Annotated in this window: 23 protein-coding genes; 10 read left to right on the top strand and 13 right to left on the bottom strand. The window is 37.4% G+C overall.

From position 1 onward, the window contains the following. Positions 1-25 precede the first annotated feature (25 nt). Both LQ227_RS15650 and LQ227_RS15655 read right to left on the bottom strand, forming a co-directional pair. The gene (locus tag LQ227_RS15650; protein ID WP_230141264.1) at positions 26-736 is read right to left on the bottom strand and encodes a DUF3307 domain-containing protein; all 711 of its coding nucleotides are present in this window, start codon (positions 734-736) and stop codon (positions 26-28) included. Continuing rightward, a complete protein-coding gene (locus LQ227_RS15655) occupies positions 736-1,347 on the bottom strand; it encodes a SatD family protein (RefSeq protein ID WP_230141265.1) in 612 nt (203 codons plus the stop codon). The genes LQ227_RS15650 and LQ227_RS15655 overlap by 1 nt, the downstream gene beginning before the upstream one ends. A gap of 183 nt (positions 1,348-1,530) precedes the next feature. On the opposite strand from LQ227_RS15655, the gene LQ227_RS15660 reads away from it, so the two are divergent. The 4 genes from LQ227_RS15660 to pdeM all read left to right on the top strand — a co-directional run bounded on the left by LQ227_RS15660 (position 1,531) and on the right by pdeM (position 7,617). Further along, positions 1,531-2,559 (top strand): ligase-associated DNA damage response exonuclease, encoded by a 1,029-nt coding sequence (locus LQ227_RS15660; RefSeq protein ID WP_230141266.1) that lies wholly within the window; start codon positions 1,531-1,533, stop codon positions 2,557-2,559. A gap of 2 nt (positions 2,560-2,561) precedes the next feature. Continuing rightward, entirely contained in the window at positions 2,562-4,151 is a 1,590-nt protein-coding gene (locus LQ227_RS15665) for an ATP-dependent DNA ligase (protein ID WP_230149939.1), read from the top strand. Positions 4,152-4,430: 279 nt separating this feature from the next. Further along, positions 4,431-6,908 carry a ligase-associated DNA damage response DEXH box helicase gene (locus LQ227_RS15670; RefSeq protein ID WP_230150113.1) on the top strand — a complete coding sequence of 826 codons (2,478 nt, stop codon included), beginning with the start codon at positions 4,431-4,433 and terminating at the stop codon, positions 6,906-6,908. Positions 6,909-6,978: 70 nt separating this feature from the next. Further along, on the top strand, positions 6,979-7,617 hold the full coding sequence (gene pdeM / locus LQ227_RS15675; protein ID WP_230149941.1) for a ligase-associated DNA damage response endonuclease PdeM: 639 nt from the start codon (positions 6,979-6,981) through the stop codon (positions 7,615-7,617). Here the strand turns inward: pdeM and trxA are convergent. The 5 genes from trxA to LQ227_RS15700 all read right to left on the bottom strand — a co-directional run bounded on the left by trxA (position 7,614) and on the right by LQ227_RS15700 (position 13,934). Then, positions 7,614-7,910 (bottom strand): thioredoxin, encoded by a 297-nt coding sequence (trxA, locus tag LQ227_RS15680; protein ID WP_230141269.1) that lies wholly within the window; start codon positions 7,908-7,910, stop codon positions 7,614-7,616. The two genes, pdeM and trxA, sit on opposite strands and share 4 nt — an antisense overlap. 113 nt (positions 7,911-8,023) lie before the next feature. Next, a complete protein-coding gene (locus LQ227_RS15685; protein WP_029280147.1) occupies positions 8,024-8,638 on the bottom strand; it encodes a hypothetical protein in 615 nt (204 codons plus the stop codon). A gap of 71 nt (positions 8,639-8,709) precedes the next feature. Beyond that, a complete protein-coding gene (locus tag LQ227_RS15690; RefSeq protein ID WP_230141272.1) occupies positions 8,710-10,059 on the bottom strand; it encodes a dihydrolipoamide acetyltransferase family protein in 1,350 nt (449 codons plus the stop codon). 56 nt (positions 10,060-10,115) lie between these two features. Beyond that, positions 10,116-11,360, bottom strand: coding sequence for a competence/damage-inducible protein A (locus LQ227_RS15695; RefSeq protein ID WP_230149944.1), 1,245 nt, complete (start codon positions 11,358-11,360; stop codon positions 10,116-10,118). A gap of 3 nt (positions 11,361-11,363) precedes the next feature. Next, complete coding sequence (locus LQ227_RS15700) at positions 11,364-13,934, bottom strand: putative LPS assembly protein LptD (protein ID WP_230141275.1); 2,571 nt, start codon at positions 13,932-13,934, stop codon at positions 11,364-11,366. A 164-nt stretch (positions 13,935-14,098) separates the two neighbouring features. On the opposite strand from LQ227_RS15700, the gene LQ227_RS15705 reads away from it, so the two are divergent. From LQ227_RS15705 to LQ227_RS15715, 3 genes are all read left to right on the top strand, one after another. Further along, positions 14,099-14,962 carry an N-acetylmuramoyl-L-alanine amidase gene (locus LQ227_RS15705; RefSeq protein WP_230142000.1) on the top strand — a complete coding sequence of 288 codons (864 nt, stop codon included), beginning with the start codon at positions 14,099-14,101 and terminating at the stop codon, positions 14,960-14,962. Between the two features lie 12 nt (positions 14,963-14,974). Beyond that, entirely contained in the window at positions 14,975-15,751 is a 777-nt protein-coding gene (locus LQ227_RS15710) for an N-acetylmuramoyl-L-alanine amidase (protein WP_230141276.1), read from the top strand. A 168-nt stretch (positions 15,752-15,919) separates the two neighbouring features. After that, positions 15,920-16,873: an MlaD family protein gene (locus LQ227_RS15715; RefSeq protein ID WP_230141278.1), complete on the top strand. Its 954-nt coding sequence runs from the start codon at positions 15,920-15,922 to the stop codon at positions 16,871-16,873. 700 nt (positions 16,874-17,573) lie between these two features. Here the strand turns inward: LQ227_RS15715 and LQ227_RS15720 are convergent. The 4 genes from LQ227_RS15720 to LQ227_RS15735 all read right to left on the bottom strand — a co-directional run bounded on the left by LQ227_RS15720 (position 17,574) and on the right by LQ227_RS15735 (position 20,978). Beyond that, positions 17,574-18,479: a ribonuclease Z gene (locus LQ227_RS15720; RefSeq protein ID WP_230141280.1), complete on the bottom strand. Its 906-nt coding sequence runs from the start codon at positions 18,477-18,479 to the stop codon at positions 17,574-17,576. Positions 18,480-18,548: 69 nt separating this feature from the next. Beyond that, complete coding sequence (locus LQ227_RS15725) at positions 18,549-18,926, bottom strand: STAS domain-containing protein (protein WP_131031946.1); 378 nt, start codon at positions 18,924-18,926, stop codon at positions 18,549-18,551. A 43-nt stretch (positions 18,927-18,969) separates the two neighbouring features. Continuing rightward, positions 18,970-19,914: a phosphoribosylaminoimidazolesuccinocarboxamide synthase gene (locus tag LQ227_RS15730; protein ID WP_230141282.1), complete on the bottom strand. Its 945-nt coding sequence runs from the start codon at positions 19,912-19,914 to the stop codon at positions 18,970-18,972. 104 nt (positions 19,915-20,018) lie between these two features. Next, positions 20,019-20,978, bottom strand: coding sequence for a PhoH family protein (locus LQ227_RS15735; RefSeq protein WP_029275135.1), 960 nt, complete (start codon positions 20,976-20,978; stop codon positions 20,019-20,021). A gap of 103 nt (positions 20,979-21,081) precedes the next feature. Between LQ227_RS15735 and LQ227_RS15740 the strand changes: the two genes are divergently transcribed. The 3 genes from LQ227_RS15740 to LQ227_RS15750 all read left to right on the top strand — a co-directional run bounded on the left by LQ227_RS15740 (position 21,082) and on the right by LQ227_RS15750 (position 22,770). After that, positions 21,082-21,861: an S-adenosyl-l-methionine hydroxide adenosyltransferase family protein gene (locus tag LQ227_RS15740; RefSeq protein WP_230149947.1), complete on the top strand. Its 780-nt coding sequence runs from the start codon at positions 21,082-21,084 to the stop codon at positions 21,859-21,861. Positions 21,862-22,045: 184 nt separating this feature from the next. Further along, entirely contained in the window at positions 22,046-22,570 is a 525-nt protein-coding gene (locus LQ227_RS15745) for a hypothetical protein (RefSeq protein ID WP_230141284.1), read from the top strand. Between the two features lie 53 nt (positions 22,571-22,623). Beyond that, a complete protein-coding gene (locus tag LQ227_RS15750; RefSeq protein ID WP_215128796.1) occupies positions 22,624-22,770 on the top strand; it encodes a hypothetical protein in 147 nt (48 codons plus the stop codon). A 45-nt stretch (positions 22,771-22,815) separates the two neighbouring features. Here LQ227_RS15750 and LQ227_RS15755 read toward each other — a convergent pair whose 3' ends face one another. Both LQ227_RS15755 and serC read right to left on the bottom strand, forming a co-directional pair. Beyond that, positions 22,816-23,766 (bottom strand): D-2-hydroxyacid dehydrogenase, encoded by a 951-nt coding sequence (locus tag LQ227_RS15755; protein ID WP_230141288.1) that lies wholly within the window; start codon positions 23,764-23,766, stop codon positions 22,816-22,818. 78 nt (positions 23,767-23,844) lie between these two features. Beyond that, positions 23,845-24,918, bottom strand: a complete 1,074-nt coding sequence (gene serC, locus LQ227_RS15760; RefSeq protein WP_230149948.1) for a 3-phosphoserine/phosphohydroxythreonine transaminase — start codon at positions 24,916-24,918, stop codon at positions 23,845-23,847. Positions 24,919-25,003: the final 85 nt, after the last annotated feature.

Raw genomic sequence — 25,003 nt, forward strand, 5'->3', positions numbered from 1 at the left:
AAAAGCAGCTTTCGGGCTGCTTTTTTTATGCAATAAACATTTGAATAAGCATAGCCGTTACAATGGCTATGCCAAAGCTTAACAAAGTTCCAATCAATACGTATTCAGTTAATTTAAGGTCGTGTGCTTCTTTCAAATCGCCAAACCGAAATATAGATTTGGCTGCAAGTAAAAAGCCAACAGCTTCGAAATGATTGGTTAAGATAAACAAGAAGATCAGCACTCTTTCCAGTATTCCGATATACTTACCTGCATTTTGTAATGACTGCGGGCTGTCTGGTTGGTTATCTGGAAGCCATTTGGCAATAATTACCCGCATTACAATAGATGTAGGCATTGTTAGAAATAAAGCTCCTGCAATTAAAACCCAGGTTTTGGTTTCATTAAAAAAACTGATGTTTAAACTTCCCTTATAAAAAAAGTGCCACACCACTACTATCGAAGTAAAATGTAACACCTGATCAACAAAAAACAGTATCCGTGCATTTTTTTTGGTCTGAAAAATCGCTTTTAAAGCGTCAATCACAAAATGAAGTACTCCTATTGACAGTGCTACCTTCCAAACGCCAAAGTTTAAGAAAATAAGAAATATCAAAGCGATGTGGATGGCCACATGCAAATAGAGCTTTATTGATCTTAATTTTTTCCTTTCTTTATCTTTTACCCAGGCATTTGGTTGTAAAAAGAAATCTCCAATTAAATGGACAAGGATAAGCTTGATTAAATAGATATCCATTATTTTAAAATCATTTGGTTCAATTTTTTACGGTAAAGCCTGTCCATTTCCATAATTTCTGTATAATGTGCACGCTTTAAAGCTTCGCTTACTGATGATTGCGTTCGGCCCGAAATAGCCGCCAGTTCGCTTTGTAACAGGTTATTGTTCTCTAAGGCAAGTTTTACCATTTCGGCAGCTACAACTCCCCAGCTATCCATTGATATTAGCGAAAGCTTTATTAAGACATTAATTTCATCATCAAAATCAGCTGAATCAGTTTTAATGGCTAAATTAACCTTAGCCTGTTTTAAACTGTCAAATGCCGCTCCTGAATTTACAAAAGCATCTCCGCTGGATTCTGAAAGTTTTTTCCGCTTGTTTTTGATATTTCCAATTCCAATGCCCATCCTTACATCTGCAGGTTTATTTACCCTGATAGATGCTTTTAAATAAGCAGCAGCCCTGATGGCATTTTCTGGCTCAACTTCTACCTGAAAACTATCCCCCCGGTAAATCTCCCACTTATTATTCTGATCGGAAACTACTTTTAAAGCAGTTTTCAAGCTTAATAACCAGCTATCTTTAATCTTTCTTGAGCCTACAATATCACCCGTTATAATGCAAATCATACTACAATATCGAACTTATTATTCATATTTCAAAACTAATATCGGGTAATTAGCCGATATTTCCATTTATCGGGTAATTAGCCGATATTTTAAATTATCGGGTATTTAGCCGATATTTTAAATTATCGGGTATTTAGCCGATATTGATCTAAAACTAATCAATAAATTTATTGTTTAGTAGCTATGGCATTAATAGAATTTACCAAAAGAGGAATTTACTGTAAGCAGGGCGATTTTTATATAGACCCTTGGTGGCCTGTAGATTATGCGGTTACAACGCATGGACATAGCGATCATGTGCGTTTTGGAAATAAATACTATCTCTGCCATACCTTAACCAAGCCCATTATCAAACGCAGGATCAGCGAAGATTTGAACGTAGAAACATTGGAATATGGAGAAAGCATTATCCGCAATGGAGTGAATATTTCATTTTTTCCTGCCGGACATATTATCGGATCTGCGCAGGTACGTTTAGCTTATAAAGGTGAAATTTGTGTAATCTCTGGTGATTATAAAATTGAAGATGATGGCATTACCACACCCTTCGAGCCTATTAAGTGCCATTCTTTTGTTTCTGAGAGTACTTTTGGTTTACCTATTTACAAATGGCAAAAACAGGAAGTTGTTTTTAATGGCATCAAGAGTTGGGTAAGCGATAATATTTTACAGCAAAAAACAAGTGTATTAATTGCCTATAGTTTGGGTAAAGCACAACGTTTAATTAAAAATTTGGCTGGTGATACTCCTATTTATGTGCATAACAGTATTGCTAATCTGAATGAAGTGATTATTGACGCAGGTGTAAAACTTCCAAAAACCATCAGAATTACTCCTGAAACCACTAAAGATGAATTGCAGAAAGGTATTGTAATTGTGCCACCAGCCATGAGGGATAGCCGCTGGATCAAAAATTTAGCTCAGCCCGTAACAGGTATTTGTTCTGGTTGGATGCAGGTGCGGGCACATCGCCGGTGGCAAAGTGCCGATGCAGGCTTTGCGCTGAGTGATCATGCTGATTGGCCCGGCTTAATGGAAGCTATTACTGCAACCGGAGCGGAAAAAGTATATGTTACGCATGGTTTTACGGCTGCCTTTAGTCGGTTTTTAAATGATGCAGGCATAGAAGCTGCTGAAGTATTAACAAAATTTGGGCAAGAAGATGATGAAGAAAATAAAGTAGATCTGGTTGATCAAAACGAAAATAAATAACGATGAAACGTTTTGCCCAATTGATCCAACAGCTTGAACTGAGCAATAAAACCAACGATAAAATCGCGGCATTGGTTAATTACTTTAACCATGCTGATGATAAAGACAAGGTGTGGGTTATCGCATTGTTTACAGGTAAAAAACCTAAAAGACCAATTAAATCAGCCCTGCTTAAATACTGGGCCATAAACATTACTGAAACGCCAGAATGGTTATTTGCCGAAAGTTATGCCAATGTTGGCGATTTAAGCGAAACCATCGCTTTGTTGTTGCCACCCGCCGAAAACACCTCAGATTTTCAATTGCATAAATGGGTTGAAGATTTGCACGATCTGGAAGGTAAAGATGATGAAACTAAAAAAGAATTTATTTTAAATGCATGGAATAAACTCGAAACACAGGAACGTTTTATTTTTAACAAATTGATTTCTGGAAATTTCAGGATTGGGGTTTCCAATAAAATGCTGGTGAATGCGCTGGCTAAACAAAGCAGTTTAGATAGCGCCCAGATTATGCATAGCATAATGGGGAAATGGAATCCTTATGAAATTACTTTTCACGAACTGATAAATGGTATCCACGTGAATACCGATAATTCCTGGCCTTACCCCTTTTGCCTCGCCTATGCCTTAGAGCAAGAACCAGAGAAATTGGGTGATATTTCAGAATGGCAGGCTGAATGGAAATGGGATGGTATCCGTGGGCAGATTGTAAAACGGAATGGAGAACTCTTTATTTGGAGCCGAGGCGAAGAATTGGTTACAGAACAGTTCCCCGAATTGCATTTTATGATTGATGTTTTACCTGATGGTGTGGTTTTAGATGGCGAAATACTGGCTGTGCAAGATAAACAGGTTTTATCATTTAGTACGCTGCAACAACGTTTAAACCGCAAAACGATTAGTAAAAAACAATTGGAAGATGCACCCATTGGCTTTTTTGTTTATGATATTTTAGAATATGAAGCCAAGGATTTTAGAGAAGAACCTCTAAGTATAAGACGAAAAACACTCGAAGGATTGATTGGTGGTTTAGCAGAAAGTCCGGTGATGATTTCTCCTGTAATCAATTGCCATTCGTGGGAAGATTTAGCCAAATTAAGACAAACATCCCGATCGATTAACAGCGAGGGAATTATGTTAAAGAAGTTAAGCTCTCATTATCATAGTGGACGAAAAAGGGGCGATTGGTGGAAATGGAAAATCAATCCGTATACGGTTGATGCGGTAATGATTTATGCGCAAAAAGGAAGTGGTAGAAGGACTAATTTCTTTACCGATTATACCTTTGCAGTTCGTGATGGAGAAAATTTAGTCACGATTGCAAAAGCCTATTCGGGTTTAACAGACAAAGAAATTAAAGAAGTGAATGCCTTTGTAACCCGTAATGCAATTGAGAAATTTGGCCCAGTACGTACCGTAAAACCTGAACTGGTTTTCGAAATTGCATTTGAGGGAATTGCTGAAAGTAAACGGCATAAAGCAGGTTTAGCGTTGCGTTTTCCACGTATATTGCGGTGGCGAAAAGGTAAAAAAGCCGATGAAATTAATACTTTGGAAGATTTGAGGCAGCTATTGCAATCGACTTTGTAATGAGATTCCATGGTCTGTGTCCCCACAGACCATGGCGATCATAATTCGAAAATTTCGGTCTGTGAGGACACAGACAGAGGAAATAGGTTTAGCTTAAGGGTTTGCCTCACTATTTTAAACCCGACAGCAGCGATACCCTTTTTTGTTATGGATAAATTAACATTTAACGGTAATTACAAAAAAGGTAAAGCGAATGGCAGCACTGCTCTAACCGAAGCATTACTGTTATTTGCTTTTCAAAAAAAATTAGAAAATCATCAAAAGCAGCGATATTTAAGCATGGACCAAACCAAAACCAAAGGTTATAAAAAGATAAAAGCCTGGCTAAAGGCCAATAAGCGCAAGCCTTTCCAGTTTCAGGAAGATGCCTGGCAGTATTATCTGGATGGTTACAGCGGTTTGGTAAATGCGCCTACAGGTTTCGGAAAAACATTTTCTTTATTTTTAGCCGTAGTGATTGAGGCCTTAAACGCAACTGAAGTCAACAATAAAAAAGCAAAAGACCGTTTACAGTTAATCTGGATTACGCCACTCCGCTCCTTAGCAAAAGATATTGCAAGGGCCATGCGCGAAACCTTATTGGAGCTGGAATTGGATTGGCACGTTGGTGTGCGTAATGGTGATACCTCTCAGGCAGAGAAATTGCAGCAGAAAAAATCAATGCCCGAAATTTTGTTGATTACGCCAGAAAGCCTGCACTTGTTACTGGCGCAAAAAGGTGCTTCAACTTTGTTCAAAAATCTTAAATGCATTGTTGCTGATGAATGGCATGAGCTTTTAGGAAGTAAGCGTGGCGTGTTGGTGGAGTTGGCGGTATCGCGCATTAAGGGTTTACAAAAGTTAGAGAAAAACCAGTTTTTAAGAATTTGGGCAATTTCTGCCACCATTGGTAATATTGAAGAGGCGTTAGATGTACTCGAACCCAATATGGAGGCCAAACGGATTATTGTTAAAGCCGATTTAGAAAAGAAAATTCTCATCAAATCAATTTTACCCGATGATATCGAAACATTGCCCTGGGCTGGGCACTTGGGTTTAAAACTTGCCTATAAACTTTTACCGATCATTGAAAAAAGTAAAACCACTTTAATTTTTATCAATACCCGCGGACAATCGGAAATGTGGTATCAGCATTTATTGAATATCGAACCCGAACTGGCTGGGCGGATTGCCATACATCACGGATCGATAGATTTCGAACTCCGTAACTGGATTGAAGATGCCTTGCATACCGGACAGCTTAAGGCAGTTATTGCCACCTCATCGTTAGATTTGGGGGTAGATTTCAAACCTGTTGATACCGTTGTCCAGGTAGGCTCGCCAAAGGGTGTTGCTAGGTTTTTGCAAAGGGCGGGCCGCTCGGGCCACTCCCCTCACGAAATCTCTAAAATATATTTTTTACCTACGCATGCATTAGAATTGGTAGAAGCAGCAGCAATTAAAGAAGCAGCCAAAACAAACAATATAGAGAGCCGTGAGCCCTTTATTATGGTATTTGATACCTTGGTTCAATATTTGGTTACACTGGCCATAGGCGACGGATTTGATGATAAAATCATTTACGAAGAGATTAAGAATACCCATGCTTTTAAGCTTATCCTTCCTGAAGAATGGACCTGGGTAATGCAATTTATTACCTCAGGTGGAGATAGTTTAAGTGCCTACACCGAATTTAAGAAAGTGGTTAAGGACGAAGATGGGCTTTGGAGAGTAAAGAGCAGACAATTAGCCATGCGACACCGCTTGCATATTGGAACAATTGTAAGTGATGCCATGTTAAAAGTTAAATTCCTCTCTGGTGGTTACATCGGCATGGTTGAAGAATATTTTGTTACCCGTTTAAAAGCTGGCGATAATTTCCGTTTGGCTGGCAGGGTGTTAGAATTTATTCAGGTGAAAGATATGACTGTTGTGGTGAGGGTAAGTAAACAAAAAAATGCGATCTCTCCGAGCTGGAATGGAGGCCGCTTACCTCTTTCTTCCAATTTGGGATCGGTTTTACGGAAAAAATACAATGAAGCATTGGATAAAACACATCAGGATGAAGAATTAGATGCCGTGTATCCGCTGTTTCTATTGCAGGAAAAACGTTCTCATGTACCCAAAAATGATGAATTACTGATCGAACTCATTAATAATAAAGAAGGTTTTCATCTCTTTGCCTATCCATTTGAAGGGCGTTTGGTACATGAGGTTTTAGCTGCCCTGGTTGCCTATCGTTTAAGTAAATTGTTGCCCATCAGCTTTTCTATTGCCATGAACGATTATGGTTTTGAACTTTTGAGTGAAACAGAAATTCCTATGGACGAATCGATTGCCTACGAGGTTTTTTCACCTGTAAATTTAACTGAAGACATTACGCTGAGTATCAATTCAACTGAAATGGCAAGACGGAAATTTAGGGATATTGCCTGCATTTCAGGGCTCGTTTTTCAGGGCTACCCTGGTAAATATGTAGCCAATAAGCACCTCCAGTCATCTGCTGGTTTGTTTTTTAATGTTTTTAGCGATTATGACAAACATAATTTACTTTTGCGACAGGCATACGATGAAGTTTTTTACCAACAACTGGAAGAGCCAAGGTTGGCGGCAGCATTGGATCGAATCCAGCATGGGGCAATTGTAATCACCAATCCTAAAAGTTTTACACCGCTGTCTTTCCCGATTAAGGTAGATAGCCTGCGTGAAAATATGAGCTCAGAAGAATTGGAGCAACGGATTATACGGATGAAAGCGGAATCAGAGAAAATTAAATAATGTATCTTCTTGGATCTGTCGGAATTTAAAGATGCTTTGACAGGTTCAGGATGACAATAAAGCGAAATAAATGAACATTACAAGCCAAGGTGAAGAAGTGATTTTAGATAAAGAAAGGGCTTTGTTTTTACCTAAACATCAGCTTTTAGCCATAAGCGATCTGCATCTGGGTAAATCTGCGCACTTCCGTCAGGCCGGTTTGCAAGTACCTTCTACCATTGCCCAAACAGATCTTCAACGATTGAGTTTGTTGATCAAACAATACAATCCTAAAACACTGCTGATTAATGGGGATATGTTTCATCATGGTTTAAATACCGATATTGATGAATTTTCAGTATGGAGAAAACAATACCAAGAGCTTAATTTTCTATTGGTAAAGGGGAACCACGATAGGCTTTCAGACGCCAATTATGCTGCAATGAATATCGAAATACATGAACCCAGTTTTTGCCTGGGGCCGTTTTGCTTTATTCACGATGCCCCAAATGGTATGGAAGAAGAATTATACCCCATCAGTGGCCATATCCATCCAGGTGTAACCATTGTGGGCAAAGCCAAACAAAGATTAAAATTTCCATGCTTCTATTTTGGTAAAGACTACGCCGTTTTGCCCGCTTTTAGTTTATTTACCGGACTTTATACGGTCTATCCGAAAGCAAACGAACGTATTTTTGCAGTAACGCCTAAAAGTGTAGTAGAAGTTTAGGCGTGAGCATCAATTACTTGTTTCAACTGCGATGCCTGTAAAACACCACTTTGTCTCCAAACCTGTTTTCCGTTTTTAAAGAGAATTAAAGTAGGTACACCTTGAATATTAAAAGAAGTAGCAGCTGGTTGATTTTTATCGATATCTACTTTAATGATAGAAACAGCATCGCCAACCTGAGATTTTAACTGCTCTAAAATCGGCTTCATCATTTTACAAGGACCGCACCACTCGGCAAAAAAATCAACAAGAACAGGTTTATCACCGTTAATTAAATCTGAAAACTTAGCCATGATATTTGTGTTTATTTAGAAACAACGATGAAACACTTTGGTTTTAAATGAAAGAAGTCAAGTTTAAAAACTTGACTTCTTAGTATATTTTCGCCATGACGATTAGCGATTATTTAAGCACTTATCGGCAGTTCTGCGGCTAAGGCAGCAACCCAATTTTCAAATAAAGCTTTTTCGATTTTGATTACCTCAGCTGCATGATTTTCCCAGTCATCAGAAAAACTAACCAATTGGTTCATCATTTCTTCTAAGTGGCCTTCTTCTTCTAAAATAATCGATTTTACGTTTACTTTGCTTTTAGCTTCATCTAAAACCGCTTGATAAATTGGATACAATTCATCGGCACGCACTTCAATCGCGTAGGTAACAAATAAATAGGCAGCGAATTTTAAATCGTAACCGGAAAGGTTGAATACAGCTTTTAAATAACGACAAACCGCAATATCTAAAGCATGCAAATAGTACTTTGTATGATTTGGAGATAACAACTCGGCATTGGTGTAAGTTTTACAAAGTGCCTCGTCGATCTTCGAAATCTGCTTTTTTAAATAATAAGCATGGCGGTGCTCTTCTGCAGCGTGTTTAAGAATAATCAGGTTTACATTTTCTTTATGCTCTGAAGCTGAAATCTTCTTTGCACCTGCATTTTCCATATAAGATAACGTATTTAACCATTTGGCATGCAATACGTTATCCGAAACTATCGATTTTAAATTTGAAGCTAACATTCTTGATTGTTAAACTGTAAATTGTTTAATTGTTGACCTTACATCAACTGAAAAAGTTAATTGTAAACTGACTAAATTTCTCTGTTCAGGTCCCAGCTTTCTAAATAATCTGCTACTCTACGTACAAACATACCGCCTAATGATCCATCTACAACCCTGTGGTCGTAAGATAAAGACAAGAACATCATGTGTCTGATCGCAATTACATCACCATGTTCGGTTTCTAAAACAGCTGGTTTCTTTTTAATGGCACCTACGGCTAAAATAGCCACCTGAGGCTGGTTAATAATTGGTGTACCCATTACATTGCCGAAGCTACCTACATTGGTTAAAGTAAAGGTGCCGCCTTGCGTTTCATCAGGTTTTAATTTAGAGTTTCTCGCTCTTGCAGCTAAATCATTAACTGCTTTTGTTAAGCCAACCAAATTTAACTGATCGGCATTTCTAATTACAGGAACGATTAGGTTTCCACTTGGTAAAGCGGCAGCCATACCAATATTGATATCACGTTTTTTGATAATCTGCGTGCCGTTAACCGAAACATTGATCATCGGGAAATCTTTTATGGCTTTAGCAACTGCCTCTACAAATATTGGTGTAAAGGTTATCTTTTCATTTTCACGCTTTTCGAAGCTGTTTTTTACTTTATTGCGCCATAAAACCATATTGGTTACGTCGGCTTCAACAAACGAAGTTACATGCGGTGAAGTTGTTTTGCTCATTACCATATGATCGGCAATCAGTTTACGCATTCTATCCATCTCTATAATTTCGTCGCCACCACTAACACTGGTTGTTGATGTTTTATTTACAACTGGTGCTGAACTTGTTTTATTTTCAACCGTTTGGTTTGTTGGAGGAATAGGCGCTGTTATACTAACTGTCTTAGTTAAGATTGGCCCTGCACCATTTTTATTGGCAATATAATCTAATAGATCATCTTTATTTAACCGTCCATCAGCACCGGAGCCTTTAATCGCATCAAGCTCGGCTAACGAAATATTTTCTTGCGCAGCAATACTTTTAACCAGAGGCGAATAAAAGCGGTCAGACGAACTGAAATCAGTTGCTACAGTAGTATTCTCTGATGGCAGTTGTGCAATTCCAGGAATAGTTTCAATTTTTTCTTCAGCTATTGGCTTTTCTGTCACTGGAGTTTCTGTTATAGCGGTTTCTCCACCTTCAGTTTCAATAATGGCAATTACATCGCCCACCTGGGCAACTTCATCTGCAGCAAATAACTGTTTTACCAATTTACCGGCAACCGGAGAAGGAACTTCAGAGTCTACCTTATCAGTAGCGATTTCCAGAATGGTATCATCTAAATCAATAGAATCACCTGGTTGTTTTACCCATTTAATCACCGTTGCTTCCGCAACACTTTCACCCATTTTTGGTAACAATAGTTCGTATTGAGCCATATTAAATTACAGTATTTTATATTGGTAATGCTACAAAAATACAGTTTTTATTCTTTCTAAACTGTTTCTTTAAGGAGATTTAATAACATAGCCAATGCCGATGCTGCAGAACGTTCGATGTTTTGAATGCGTTTGTTACTGAAATTAAACAACTTAGCTACAGTTTTGTGTTTTGAAGAAATTGCAATCCATACCGTACCAACTGGTTTGTCTTCTGTTCCACCATCTGGACCGGCAATGCCACTAACCGCAATAGCATAATCTGTTTTGAAATGTTTAATTGCACCTTCAGCCATTTCTGCAACGGTTTGTTCACTCACGGCGCCAAAGGTATTTAAAGTACTTTCTTTTACGCCAAGAATAGATTCTTTAAGTTCGTAGGCATAGGCTACTGCCCCGCCCCAATAAACCGAAGAAGAACCTGGGTGCTGCGTAATCAGGTGTGCTATGTATCCTCCGGTACAGCTTTCTGCTGTAGATAAAGTTAAACCCTTGCTCTTCATGAGATTCAGGATCGCTTTTTCCAAGGGAATATCTTCATCTGTTACGACAAACTTATTTACTTTTGAAATGATCTGTTTGGCGTAAAGCTCAACTTCTTTTTGTAACGCTGTTTCGTTATCGCCTTTGGCCGATAAGCGCAAACGTACTTGTCCTAATTTTGGCAGATAAGCCAATTTAATGTGTGCTGGCAAGCTGTCTTCAATTTCCTCGATCTCTTTGGCTAGGAATGATTCGCCTATATTTGCCGTAAGAATAGTTTTATGTACAATAAACGGCAGCTTAAATCTGCTCGTAATTCTCGGTAGAATTTCGTCATCCATCAGGTACATCATTTCGTAAGGCACACCTGGCATCGATACAAAAATGGTGTCATTTTGTTCAAACCACATGCAAGGCGCAGTACCATTTTTGTTTACAATAACCTCACAACCATCAGGAACATCAGCTTGTTGAATATTGATATCCAATAAAGGGCGTTTGTATTTTTCGAAAATCTGACGAACCATTTCCAATGCTCCGGGATCATTGCGAAAGCCCATATTGAAATACTTTGCCAAGGTTTTCTTGGTAATATCATCTTTGGTCGGGCCTAACCCACCAGTAATTAAAACAATATCTGCACGTTTTTCTGCAAGTCCGAGGGCTTCAATAATATGTTGTTCATCATCAGAAACTGAAGTAATCTGCTTAACGGAAACACCAATTAAATTTAACTGTTTAGCCATCCAGGCAGAATTGGTATCAACGATTTGGCCAATGAGAATCTCATCACCTATGGTAATAATTTCGGCTAGCATAATTTATTGGTATGTGCTGTAAAAACCTTGTCTTTTGCTCAATTTCAAATCCTGTAGTATTGATGCCTTAACTTTTATGGTAACAGAATAACTTTTGTAAGCACCGTATGGAACCCAGTTTACACTCATATCCCAGCAATGTAAATCGCGGTAAATAGCTAAATTCATTGGGGTTAAGCCATTGTTCTTAAAATCGTAACCTGAGTTAAAAGTAACTTTCCACTTTGGTGTTAAGTTAACATCTCCATTAAAGTTTAGTGTATTCGAAATTGTATTGTTGTTTCCGTCATTCGAATATTGAAAACTGTAAGAGAAAGAGAAATTCCAGGGAATGTTAAAATCAACAAAAGCATTTGGATCACGACTTATAGCGGCCAATTGTTCTGACTGTATATCGGTTAATCCTTTTTTATTGGCTGCTTCACCTAATTTATCATTAGCCTCGTTCTTACGCTTTAATGCCTCTGGATTTAAACTATAATCGAATGAGAAACCAAAGTTAGTTAAACGGGGTAAAAATTTACCTTTTTGAAAAAATAAACGATCCTCTCTTATTTTAGTGATCTGGCCGTTTACCGTTGTGTCTTTTAAAGCATATGGATCTAATGTTCCATTATAATTTATCCCCAATTTATCGGTAAACTGCGACCGGCCACTAAAACCAATAGTTGATAACTTATAAGAAGGGGCTAGGAAATTATATGAACCACTAAAACTCAAACCTTGAATAATCGGGATCTTTTTTGAGCCTGTTCCGGTCGTATCGTTTTTATTCCTCACCTTCAGTTCCACGGTATTGTCCAAACCGAAACCAATGGAAGCATTAGGGCCGCCAAAAGAGCCCGGCTGTGCCATACCATCAAAAATGGAATATTTTAAAGGTTGCCCACTGGTATAAATTTGATTACCATGCTGATCAATTGCAGGTCTAAAAGGCCCTGCTCCTGCTTTTGTGAAATCCGGAGAATAAGAGAAGGAAACATTTGGAGTCATTACATGCCTCAACGCCTGGATTTTGCCTGCTGGATTAAAATCTCTTCTTCCATAAATTTTAGTCGACATGCTGGTTGATAGGCTATAGCTGCCCGCTCTTTTAAACCCACTGAGGGTATCTTCTCTAAAAGTATAAGTATTATCGGCAAACTGGGTATATCTTCTATTTACACTCTGGAAATTCCAAACCTCATTGTAGGTGCCACCCAAACTAAAGTTTAAATATTTTAAGGCAGTAAAAGACATGTTTACCGGAATACTATGCGAAAATCCACTTCTTAATCGTTTTAAACCATCATTTTGAAACAATAAACTATCAAAAGTATCAATTCTGTTGGTTCCCTGTAGGCTGTAGCCAACCGTTATTTTTTCATACCATTTTTGTTCGCCGACTGCGTCTTTAGGTCGAAATGGGTTAAATGTAGGTACGTTGAATGTCATTTCTGGCAATCTTAACGATATCGCTCTTGTACTTAAAGTCTGATCACTTGATGCGGCCAAAGAGAAGTTCATCCCGTTCGAATAAGCCTTCGCATAACTGATACTACTACTTGTTGAGTTGGTTGCGATAGTGTTAATGTCGTAAGTAGTACCTGCTGCAGTATTTTTATAGTATCCTCTTTTTCCTGTCGATACCAATCTCACGCTGGCACTAAATGTGGTACCTGGATTGGCGTTGGCATTTTGACTATGGCTCCAATTGATACTAAAGTTTTTGGTCGGGTTTTTAAAAGCTTCAGTGCCTTCTAAACCATCTTTAAAACTAGAGTAAGCTAAGTTAATGTTACCGTTGTATTTATATCTTTTGGTGTAATTACTCAGTAAACTTGTTTCATAAGAGCCATTGGTATAAATAGATCCTAAAAGTTTGGCATCCCAGTAATCGTTCAATCCGAGGTAATAACCACCGTTTTGCAAGAAAAAGCCCCTGGTTGCATCCTCGCCCGGTGTGGGAAGGATCACACCCGATGTTCGTTTGTTAGGTTTTGGAAAAAAAGCAAAAGGTAGCCCCAGAAAAGTGGGGATATCTTCGATAATCATGTAAACCGGCCCGGTAATAATCTGTTTCTCTGTTACCACTCCTTTAGAAATCATTAATCCAAAATGCGGGTGTGGAAGATTACAGGTACTATACATTACATTTTTAATGTGCAGCTCATCATCTATCTGCTTTTTACTCTGCCCACCAGAGAAGAAACCTCCCTCTTGTTCAGAAAAAACACCATATACTTTGGCCCGGGTTGTTTCTGAATTGTAAAAAATAGAATCGGCTATGGCTGTTCCATCGGCACCCGATTTAAAGATTGGTTTTCCGGTATATCTACCAGTTTTCGGATCTTTAATACCTCGTGCAAATATGGAATTTTGCTTTTTATCGTATTTGATATAAGCCGCATCTAGCTCAAAATCACCATATACCACCCTTGCGTTACCGTATAAATACACAATGCTTTTATCGGCACTCATTTTTACCGAATCCTCTGCTTTGTATTCTACTTTCTGGTCGATACTGCTGTTATTTTTACCTGTCTTTTTAGTCGTATCCTTTTTGGTTGTGTCTTGCTGGATGATTTGTTGCAATGAAAAATGAGAAAATGCGTTAGCTTTACCAACAACAAGTGTTAATAAAATGACAGATATTAGTAAAATAGAGCTCTTAAGAAGTTTCAAATTCGTATTTGAATGTTATTTTTGCACAAATGTTTAATCAAAAACGTTCAAAATTAGTGAAAAATATACCATTGATGTATCTTAAATCCATTTTAACAATTATTATTTATTTAGTGTTATCAAATTCAATTGATAATCAGGTGTTTGCGCAAGAATATAAAATTAAAACAATTGTGATCGATGCCGGTCATGGTGGTAAAGATGGTGCAACCCACGGTGTGTACTCGAAGGAAAAAGATGTGGCGCTTAAAACGGCATTGAACCTTGGCCGCGCGCTTCAAGATAGTTTGAAAGATATCAAAGTTATTTATACCCGCGAGTCGGATGTATTTATTCCTTTATATGAGCGTATCAACATTGCAAATAATGCAAAGGCCGATTTATTTATTTCTATCCACTTAAATGATATGCCAGTTAGGGTATCGAGAGTGGTAGATTATTATAAAAAAGTAAGGGGCAGAAAAGTACCTGTTTATAGAACCGTTACTTCTAAAAGCACTTCAACGAGGGGAACAGAAACCTTCGTGTCGGGAACTCGCCGTTTAGGTGAGCAGGATGAGGTGATCAAACGAGAAAATGCATCGATGTTTTTGGAAGAAAATTATCAGAAAAACTATGAGGGATTTATTGCGAATACCCCTGAAAGTGACATCATGTTATCTTTAATGAAACAAACCAATAGAGATAGGAGTTTAAAGTTTGCTTCAATGCTTCAACAAGAATATGTTAATGCAGGCCGAATAAACAGAGGCGTTCAAGAGAAAAGCCTTGCGGTATTGGCCCGTGCAGCTATGCCTGCTGTGTTAACTGAAATTGGTTTTGTGAGTAATCCAGATGAAGAAGATTATATGAATTCTCCTGAAGGACAAAATGAAATTGTAAGTGGAATTATTAAAGCAATTAAAAATTATAAACATATAGCTGAAACATCATTTTAATATCCCTCCTGCATGAAGATTAAACTTCTGGTTACAATACTTTTATTTTCATTACTAGTTGCTGAAAAAGCACCTGCTCAGGGTTATAAGATCAAAACAATTGTTATTGATCCTGGTCATGGTGGCAGAAAACCCGGAGCCTCTGGTAATTTTTCGAAAGAAAAAGATGTTGCGTTGAAGGTTGCATTAAAATTGGGTGCCTTATTAAAGGAGGAAATGCCGGATATTAAAATAATTTTCACACGTAAAACAGATATAGATGTTGATTTATACAGACGGGCAGAAATAGCGAACGAAGCTAATGCAGATCTTTTTATATCGGTACACTGTAATTCGATGCCACCAGGTAATAAGCATATCAAAGGAGTAGAAACATTGGTTGCTGGATCGCACCGGTTAAAAGAACAGGATGCTGCCATACGTGAGAACGCCGATATTAAATTGGAAAAGAATTACAAAAGTAAATACGACGGGTATGATCCAAGTAACCCGAGTAGTTTCATTCTTTTATCGCTTTTAAAAAATGCCTTTCGGGACAAAAGCATTAATTTTGCTAAATTAATACAAAACAGTTATATCAAGCGGGATAAGCGATTAAGCCGTGGTGTTAAAGAACAGGGCGTTTTGGTATTGCAGCGCTGTGGTATGCCGGCCGTTTTAACAGAAGTAGGTTTTATCTCGAATACAGAGGAAGAAAAATATATTAATTCCCAAAATGGACAGAATGAAATTGCCAATTCTATTTTGGAAGCAATAAAAACATACAAAAAAAATATTGAGGTTAAATAAGTGGCATTATAAATGATGTTTATTTTACCTTTGGAAAAAATATAAAACAGATACCAAACAAATAGTGCAGCCTTTGTGTATTTATAGGGTTTAGCACAAGAATTAATTACGCTCTAACAAGTGAAGAAAAGATACCTTCAGCGCTTGTAGCCATTAAATAAAACACTCATGAAGATTAAGAACGAAACCAAAGTAGGTATTTTAGCTGCATTTGCCATTGCTTTATTAATAATTGGATATAATTTTTTAAAAGGAAATTCAATTTTCTCAAATGAAACTACATTATATGCAAAATATACAAGGGTTGATGGTTTAAGTGTTTCAAAACCTATCCTGATTAATGGTTATCAGATTGGCCGGGTGGCCAAATTGGAGTTACAGCCAGACGGTAGTATTATTGCAACCTTAAGTGTAAACAGCAAATATGAAATTCCCGAAAATAGTATTGCCCGCTTAGAAGGTACAGATCTTTTAGGCAGTAAGGCCATTGTAATGTCGTTAGGTAATTCAAAAAAGATGGCCGAAGATGGTTACACCTTAAACGCTAATGTAGAAAAGGGCTTAATGGAACAGGTACAACCGGTTCAAAAGAAAGCGGAATTAATTATCAGTAAAATGGATTCTATTCTGAGTAGTGTGAACTCTATTCTGAACCCTAACTTCCAGAAAAACGTTGATAAAAGCTTTAACAGTATTGCTGGTACATTGGCTTCGTTAGAAAACACATCGAAAAAAGTTGATGGTTTAGTAGGTTCAGAAAGCGCACGTATTGAAGCGATTTTTAAAAATGTTGAAGGGATAACGGCCAACCTTAATAATAATAATCAAAAAATCAGCGATATCTTAACTAACATTAATACCGTTACCGATAAGTTTGCAGCAGCTAACTTTAAACAAACTTTAGATAATGCAAACAATGCTATTGCTGATTTACAAAGTGTAATTTCAGGAATTAAAGATGGAAAAGGCAGTTTAGGATTATTGTTAAACGATGATAAAATGTATCAGAATTTAAATAATGCTTCAAAAAATCTTGATGAATTAATGATCGATCTGAAAGCTAATCCTAAACGTTATGTACACTTCTCGGTATTTGGAGGTGGCAACAAAAAAGACAAGTAATTAATTTTATAAAATCGAAAGCCTTACAGTTTTAAATTGTAAGGCTTTTTTTATGGTCATAGTTCTAATATGCCTATTTTTTTTGCCACGGAAGCACAAAAGGCACGGAAATTTGAATGGCTTATTCTTTTGTCATCCTAAATGCAATGAAAGATCTTTAAATGAGGTAAAATGGGTGGAATTAATTCTGCGATAATCTGCGTTATCAGTGGGAAAATTTCTGCTGGGGTTCCCGCAGATTTAGAAGATAGACGCAGATTCTATTTAACATTTGCTTTGCACCCAACGCTGCGAATCTTTGTGTATTCCTCTGTGTGTTCTGCGGTAAAAATGAAAAATGTAAGGCCGATAATGGAATTAGATCCGCGGTGATTTGCGTAATCCGCAGGAAAAACTTCTGCTATAGTTTCCGCAGATTTAAGAAGATAGACGCAGATTGTATTTAACATTTGCTTTGCGCCGACGCTGCAAATCTTTGTGTATTCCTCTGTGTACTCTTCGGTAAAAAATGAAAAATGTAAGCCCGATAATGGAATTAGATCCGCGGTGATTTGCGTAATCCGCGGGAAAAACTTCTGCTACAGGTTCCTACAGATTTAAGAGGATAGACGCAGATTGTATTTAACTTTTTCTTTGCCCCCAACGCTGCGATTCTTTGCGTATTCCAATGCGTGTTCGGCGGTAAAAAAGATAAAAATCCCTAAAGATGAAAAGTTCTCCCCTCTACAGCCAGCTCCGTATTTTCAAAAACAGATTGTGCTTCTTCTAAAAGCATTTGTAAAGTTTTGTAGCGCGAAGAAAAATGGCCGATAAGTAATTTCTTTACACCATTGATTTTGGCCACTTCTGCTGCCTGTAAAGCGGTTGTGTGATGTGTTTCTTTAGCCCTATCCAATAAATCGTGCATAAAGGTAGCTTCGTGGTATAAGGTATCACAACCTTTTATGGTAGCAAAGTAACGCTCATCAAACAAGGTATCAGAGCAATAGGCGTAACATCTTGGTGCATCTGCCTCGGTGGTATAATCTTCACTGCGTAAAATATCGCCATTTGGCAGTTCTACATCAATTCCTTTTTTTAAGGCCGTATAATATGCCATAGGCACTTCATCAGTCTTATCTTTAATGAGTTTCCGTTGTCGTTTCTTCTGCTGAAAAACAAAGCCCGTTGTAGGGATACGGTGATTTAAAACAATAGTTTTAACTGTTAAATCACTATTCTCGAATATCTGTCTAGACTCATCGGCTTCAATCGGAAAAAACTCAATCGGATATCTCAATACGGTATCAGAATATTTGAACTGAATCTCTAAAATTTCCAATAAAGCTTTGGGGCCAAATATCTGCATGGGTTTTATCCTGCCGTTTAAATGCAAACTGGAAAGCAAGCCTATTAAACCGAAATAATGATCGCCATGTAAGTGGCTGATAAAGATATAATCGATGCGGGCGGCTTTAAGGTTGTACTTGGTCAATTGTTGTTGTGTGCCTTCACCACAATCGATGAGGTAATATTTTTCATTACAATTTAAAAGCTGTGCCGATGGGTTCCTGTTAAATACAGGAGTTGCAGAACTGCTTCCTAAAATTGTAACTTCAAATTTCATCATGATAAGATATAAAAAGCCTCGTAGATTTTTAGAAACTACGAGGCCGGAATGTTATTTAAATATTTGTTATTTAGCGCCTCTAAATTCTTTCTCCAACTCATCCATGAAGATAAAATCGGTTGCTTCCTCTATTGTATTAACAAACGTTACAGATTGGAATATGTTTGATAATTCGATAATCGATGCCAATTCATCATTAATTCCGGTTACAATAAATAACCCACCTGCCGATTTGCAAAGCCTATCACCAACCAATAAGCAGCTTAAGTCCTGCGCATCGCTACACTCTGTAACATGACTTAAATCAACAATTATATTTTGAAATCCCTCTGCGTTGAGCAAATAGAACTCTGATTTCAACCCCGGAGCATTATCGTTTGTAAACTTAGGCTCTTCTAACTTTAAGGTTACATATTTATCGTGTTTATCTACTGAAAATTTCATCTCTCTAATCTTTATTTTACTAATGTATAAATTTCTTTCGAATTTAAAGTGTTTCTAAAGCCTTTAAAACATTGGTTTCAATGCGGCTAGAAATTGCATCAGCATCAGCTTTTATAAAGGTCTCTCCTACAATTTGTTCGTAAAGTTCGATGTAACGTTCTGAAATTGAATTTACAATTTCAGGTGTCATTTCTGGCACAACCTGTCCATCTTTTCCCTGAAAACCATTTTCGATTAACCATTTCCTTACAAATTCTTTTGAAAGTTGCTTTTGTGGCTCATCATTATTCTGGCGGTCCTGATATCCTTCTGCATAAAAATAGCGTGAAGAATCTGGCGTGTGTATTTCGTCGATCAAATAAATTACGCCATCAGCAGTGCCGAACTCGTATTTCGTATCCACTAAAATCAACCCGCTTTTTGCAGCAATCTCAGTTCCGCGTTGGTATAGTGCGTAAGTATATTCTTCTAATTTTTCGTAGTCTGTTATAGAAACAATGCCTTTTGCTAAAATATCTTCTTTTGAAATGTCTTCATCATGCCCTACTGAAGCTTTTGTGGTTGGAGTAATAATGGGCTGAGGTAGTTTATCGTTTTCTTTTAATCCATCAGGTAGAGAAACACCACACACCGAACGTTTTCCTGCGCTATATTCGCGCCATGCATGACCGGCCAAATAACCTCTAATTACCATTTCAACCTTAAAAGGCTCACAGATACGGCCAATCGTAACCATTGGATCTGGCACATCTAAAACCCAGTTAGGAACGATATCCTGAGTAGCTGCTAAAAATTTAGCTGCAATTTGATTTAATACCTGTCCTTTAAATGGAATAGCTTCAGGTAATACTACATCAAAAGCAGAGATACGGTCTGATACCACCATCACCATAAACTGGTCAGCTATAGTGTATACATCGCGAACTTTACCTTTGTAAAAATTACTTTGATTTGGAAAATTGAAATGAGTTTCTTTTAGTGCTTTCATGAGGGGATAAAAATAGGAAAAAAGTTGGGAAGTCAGAAAGTCTTTAGTCCATAGTCCATAGTCGATTTAGACTCAAGACTATAGACTACCGACTCAGGACTCAACTATTGAATATCGCCGTAAGCTTTCAGGATATCTTTCACCAATTTATGCCTTACCACATCTTCACCGCTTAAGTAAATAATATCGATACCTTTAATATCTTCTAAAATCCTTAAGCCGTTAAATAAACCAGACATCTGTTTTTTAGGCAAATCGATCTGTGTAACATCGCCAGTGACAATAAATTTAGCTGTTGGCCCCATACGGGTTAAAAACATTTTTAACTGCATATCGGTGGCGTTTTGCGCCTCATCTAAAATCACAAAACAGTTATCTAAAGTACGTCCGCGCATAAATGCCAGTGGCGCAATTTCTATCGTACGGTTTTCGATGTAGAATTTCAATTTCTCTGCAGGAATCATGTCATCCAAGGCATCGTAAAGTGGACGTAAATATGGATCGATTTTTTCCTTTAAATCGCCAGGTAAGAAACCAAGGTTCTCCCCTGCTTCGACCGCCGGGCGGGTTAAAATAATCCGTTTAATTTCTTTATTTTTTAATGCCCTAACAGCCAAAGCAACGGCGGTATATGTTTTTCCTGTTCCGGCGGGGCCAATGGCAAATAGGATGTCATTTTTAGCAATGCTGCTTACCATTTTGCGTTGATTAGCGGTTCTTGCCTTAACCAAAAGGCCGTTTGTGCCAAAAACAATTACCTCTCCACCGCCTCCGGTAGGTTGTTCTACATCTTTTTTTACTACACCGGCTGCTTTTGCACCCAGTATAGATTCTACGTCGTTATTGGTAAGTGAGCTATATTTCTCGAGGTGTGCAATAAGCTGGTTAAACTTATCCTCGAAAGCCTTAAGTTCCTGTTCATCACCGAGAACCTTAACATCACTACCTCTCGCTACCAGTTTCAACTTTGCGAAAGCACCTTTAATCATTTCGTAATTCTCGTTATTCGGCCCCCAAAAGTGAGCAGGATTTACGGTATCCAGAGTTAATTTTAATTCGTTCAAACTGTAGTATTTTAAAAAGTTATCGGGGTATATTAATTAAAATTTGAATATTTGCAGACGCTTAGGCCCGTACACAAGAATAAGCAATAATAATGAATTTTTAATGGGGATAATTACTTTAACAACAGATTTAGGTTCAAAAGATTTTTACCAGAGCGCCCTTAAAGGTAGTCTGTTGAGTCTTATGCCTAATGTTAATTTAGTTGATATTACCCACGAGGTTCCATCATTCAATATTTCGTACGCAGCCTTCGTGCTAAAAAACGCTTATCCTTACTTTCCGAAGAATACGGTGCACTTAATTGGCATCGATTCTGTATATAGTGAAAATACCAAATATATTGCTGTAAAGCACCGTGACCACTTTTTTGTAGGGGCTGATAATGGTATTTTTTCCCTTCTTTTTGATGATGTTCCGGAAGATGTGGTAGAGCTGAACATTATGCAGGATTTGAAATATCTACACTTTCCCCTGGTTGATATTTTTGTTAAAGCAGCGACGCATTTAGCCAAAGGTGGCAAACTGAAAGACATCGGTTTACCTGTAGCAGAAATTGAACAGAAGATGCTTTTACATCCTGTGATTGAACGAGATGTGATCCGTGGTAGTGTGGTGTATATTGATACTTTTTGCAATGTAATCACCAACATTACTAAAGATCTTTTCACCAGAATACAGAAGAACAGAGACTTTACTTTATACTTTAGAAAAAGCGAAACCATTACGCAATTGAGTTGGCATTATAATGAAGTACAGGAAGGTGAAAAACTTTGCCTGTTCGGGATTAGTAACCACTTGGAAATTGCGATTAATAAAGGTAAAGCAAGTGGTTTATTAGGTTTGCATTTAGGTGATATTGTACGGGTGGAGTTTCATCCTTAAGAAAGTTCAGTAGTTCATTGGCTCAATGGTTCATTTGGCATGTTGCCTAAACAAACTAATTGCAAACTATTTTTTTGTGCTCGCAACGATGAAACAGAATAACCACTTTGCTAACCAATGAACTAATGGCCAATGAACCAATAAACCAGCCAAAACAACTTTCACCTTTCCACGTTTATATCGCATGAAGAAATATTTTTATCTGTTCTCTTTTTTAATGCTGAACCTGCATGCCTTTGCACTGCAAGATACCACTGCCTATGCTGCTCAGCGTACTAAAGTAAATTCGTTACTTGTAGAAAGAAGTAGCAAGTTTGGTCAGTATGATGAAAGTTTAAATCAACGAACTGGAATATTCGGATGGCAAACCAAACGTGATATTAAAAATTCCAATGAAATTCTTCGCCAGGTAGTTTTAACCGACAACAATATTTTCAAAGAGCTGAAAGTATTAATGGATTATAAAGATTTGCAGAACCAGCAGAAAATCGCTGTGGCGGATAATTCTCAGGAGCGCATAGAAGGTTATATGCAAACCATTAAAAAACTACAGGATCAGAATGCGCAGCTCAAAGAAGATTTAGAGAAAAAGAATAAAGGAGGTTTATCAACCTACATCATCGCCTTTTTAATTCTAGTAATGGCAGGTGGATTTTATTTCTTTAGTAAAAAACTTCAGGGGTATAAAACTGCTAAAATTAGCTCTTAAAAGTACAATCGGATATTAGCAGCTTTGTAACCAGAAAAAGCAATAAACAAATTATGAAAAAAGGACTGTTTAAAATCTTGGTGAAGATAAATAAGGCGCTTTTACCAAGTTTGTATAAAAAAGATCCGAATAAGCTTACTACTTTTCAGAAGGCGATTTTGGGTTACCGCTATTGGGTGCTAACGAATGCGTTAGATTAATATAAAGACCTTACAGGTTTTAAAAACCTGTAAGGTCTTTATAAATTATTTCTTAAAATGCTCAATAATCAACGTAGCCAGTTCCGTACCAATACGTTCTTGTGCTTCGTTGGTTGATGCACCAATATGTGGTGTTAAAGAGATTTTTGGGTGGGTTAAAATTTCTGCCAATGGTGTAGGCTCGTTATCGAAAACATCCAAACCAGCGAAAGAAACTTTACCAGAATTTAATGCTTCAATTAAAGCTGGCTCATCAATTGTTCCACCGCGTGAACAGTTTACAATACCTACCCCGTCTTTCATTTTAGCAAACTCTTCTGCACCTAAAATAGGTTTATCTGCAAATGGAGTGTGTAAACTAAAGAAATCACTGCCTGTAATTACCTCGTCTAAAGAAACCGTTTTAATTGGAATACTTACTGATTTTCCGCCTTGGAATTCTAAAGTGATTTCAGATTCTGAAGGATATAAATCGTAAGCCAAAACATTCATACCTAAGCCTAAAGCCACTTTTGCAGTAGCGCGACCGATACGACCGAAACCGATAATGCCGATGGTTTTACCGCTTAATTCAGTTCCTTTAGCATAAGCTTTTTTCAAGTTATTGAATTGAGTAGAACCTTCTACAGGCATTTTACGGTTAGCATCCTGTAAAAACCTGATACCTGTAAATAAGTGAGAAAATACCAATTCAGCAACTGATAATGAAGATGCAGCTGGCGTGTTTACCACGTTAACACCTTGGCTACGTGCGTATTCAACATCGATATTATCCATGCCCACTCCACCTCTACCAATTAATTTGATATTGGGTACAGCATCAATTAATTCTTTTCTAACTTTTGTTGCACTACGTACAGTAATGGCATCATAGTTTTTTAATGCTTCAGCTAATTTATCCTGAGGAACGGTTTCAGTATCAACCTGGAAACCTGCTTTTTCTAATAATTCTTTTCCGATCGGATCAATCCCATCGTTTGCTAATATTTTAATCATTGTTATATATGATTGCACAGATTTAATTGATTACACCGATTAAATAATTGCAGTAATCATCTGTGGTTAAAATTTAAATTAATTTGCTTTTGCTTGTTGTTCTTCAAATACCTGCATGGCATCTACCAAGGCATGTACACTTGTAATTGGCAATGCATTATACATCGATGCACGGAAACCACCAACGCTTCTGTGCCCTTTAATACCCACAATACCTTGCTCTTCAGCGTATTTCAAGAATGGTTTTTCCAATTCTGGGCTTTCCATTACGAAACAGATGTTCATTCTAGAACGGTCTTCAACTGCACAAGTTCCTTTAAATAATGGATTACGGTCGATTTCTCTGTAAAGTGCCTCAGCTTTTTGTTTGTTTTCTTTTTCAATCTCAGCAACACCACCTTTCGATTTTAACCAACGTAGATTTAATAAAGCTACATAGATTGAGAAAACCGGAGGTGTATTGTACATCGAATCGTTATCAATATGCGATTGATAGTTCAACATAGATGGAATTTTACGGTCGATTTTGCCTAAAATTTCATTCTTAACAATAGCGATGGTTAAACCAGCAGGGCCTACATTTTTTTGAGCTCCGGCATAAATTAAATCGAATTTAGAAACATCGATTACACGGCTCATAATATCAGAAGACATATCGCAAACAACCGGAATGTTTGTTTTAGGTACTTCGAAAAGCTCAGTTCCGTAAATGGTATTGTTTGAAGTATAGTGGAAATAAGCACTATCAGCAGGAATTTCAAAATCCTTTGGAATGAAAGTATAGTTCGCATCTTTAGATGAGGCAACTACATTCACATTACCGATAAATTTAGCTTCTTTTAATGCTTTGGTTGCCCAAACACCAGTGTCTAAATAACTTGCTGTTTGTCCATCGCCCAATAAATTCATCGGAACCATTGCAAACTGTAAACTTGCACCACCTTGTAAAAATAAAACGGAATAACCCGACGGCACATTTAATAATTCCTTTACCAACTTATCAGCTTCAGCAACAACTGCCTCAAATTCGGTTGTTCTGTGCGAAATTTCTAAAATTGATAATCCATCGTTAAAATCTAAAACAGCCTGAGCTGCTTGTTTAAACACTTCTTGAGGTAAAATACAAGGGCCTGCGCCAAAATTATGCTTCATCTTATTATATAATGTTTTATGGGCGTAAATGTAAAATTTTTAAAGCAGTTATGCCCATAAAATCGTATCATAAAAAATTAAATTT

It is taken from the genome of Pedobacter sp. Bi27 (assembly GCF_918698255.1).
Taxonomy (GTDB): domain Bacteria; phylum Bacteroidota; class Bacteroidia; order Sphingobacteriales; family Sphingobacteriaceae; genus Pedobacter.

Coding starts and splice junctions, on each gene's coding strand:
- LQ227_RS15650 (WP_230141264.1), bottom strand. CDS start 736: ATGGATATCTATTTAATCAAGCTTATCCTTGTCCATTTAATTGGAGAT.
- LQ227_RS15655 (WP_230141265.1), bottom strand. CDS start 1,347: ATGATTTGCATTATAACGGGTGATATTGTAGGCTCAAGAAAGATTAAA.
- LQ227_RS15660 (WP_230141266.1), top strand. CDS start 1,531: ATGGCATTAATAGAATTTACCAAAAGAGGAATTTACTGTAAGCAGGGC.
- LQ227_RS15665 (WP_230149939.1), top strand. CDS start 2,562: ATGAAACGTTTTGCCCAATTGATCCAACAGCTTGAACTGAGCAATAAA.
- LQ227_RS15670 (WP_230150113.1), top strand. CDS start 4,431: ATGGACCAAACCAAAACCAAAGGTTATAAAAAGATAAAAGCCTGGCTA.
- pdeM (WP_230149941.1), top strand. CDS start 6,979: ATGAACATTACAAGCCAAGGTGAAGAAGTGATTTTAGATAAAGAAAGG.
- trxA (WP_230141269.1), bottom strand. CDS start 7,910: ATGGCTAAGTTTTCAGATTTAATTAACGGTGATAAACCTGTTCTTGTT.
- LQ227_RS15685 (WP_029280147.1), bottom strand. CDS start 8,638: ATGTTAGCTTCAAATTTAAAATCGATAGTTTCGGATAACGTATTGCAT.
- LQ227_RS15690 (WP_230141272.1), bottom strand. CDS start 10,059: ATGGCTCAATACGAACTATTGTTACCAAAAATGGGTGAAAGTGTTGCG.
- LQ227_RS15695 (WP_230149944.1), bottom strand. CDS start 11,360: ATGCTAGCCGAAATTATTACCATAGGTGATGAGATTCTCATTGGCCAA.
- LQ227_RS15705 (WP_230142000.1), top strand. CDS start 14,099: ATGTATCTTAAATCCATTTTAACAATTATTATTTATTTAGTGTTATCA.
- LQ227_RS15710 (WP_230141276.1), top strand. CDS start 14,975: ATGAAGATTAAACTTCTGGTTACAATACTTTTATTTTCATTACTAGTT.
- LQ227_RS15715 (WP_230141278.1), top strand. CDS start 15,920: ATGAAGATTAAGAACGAAACCAAAGTAGGTATTTTAGCTGCATTTGCC.
- LQ227_RS15720 (WP_230141280.1), bottom strand. CDS start 18,479: ATGAAATTTGAAGTTACAATTTTAGGAAGCAGTTCTGCAACTCCTGTA.
- LQ227_RS15725 (WP_131031946.1), bottom strand. CDS start 18,926: ATGAAATTTTCAGTAGATAAACACGATAAATATGTAACCTTAAAGTTA.
- LQ227_RS15730 (WP_230141282.1), bottom strand. CDS start 19,914: ATGAAAGCACTAAAAGAAACTCATTTCAATTTTCCAAATCAAAGTAAT.
- LQ227_RS15740 (WP_230149947.1), top strand. CDS start 21,082: ATGGGGATAATTACTTTAACAACAGATTTAGGTTCAAAAGATTTTTAC.
- LQ227_RS15745 (WP_230141284.1), top strand. CDS start 22,046: ATGAAGAAATATTTTTATCTGTTCTCTTTTTTAATGCTGAACCTGCAT.
- LQ227_RS15750 (WP_215128796.1), top strand. CDS start 22,624: ATGAAAAAAGGACTGTTTAAAATCTTGGTGAAGATAAATAAGGCGCTT.
- LQ227_RS15755 (WP_230141288.1), bottom strand. CDS start 23,766: ATGATTAAAATATTAGCAAACGATGGGATTGATCCGATCGGAAAAGAA.
- serC (WP_230149948.1), bottom strand. CDS start 24,918: ATGAAGCATAATTTTGGCGCAGGCCCTTGTATTTTACCTCAAGAAGTG.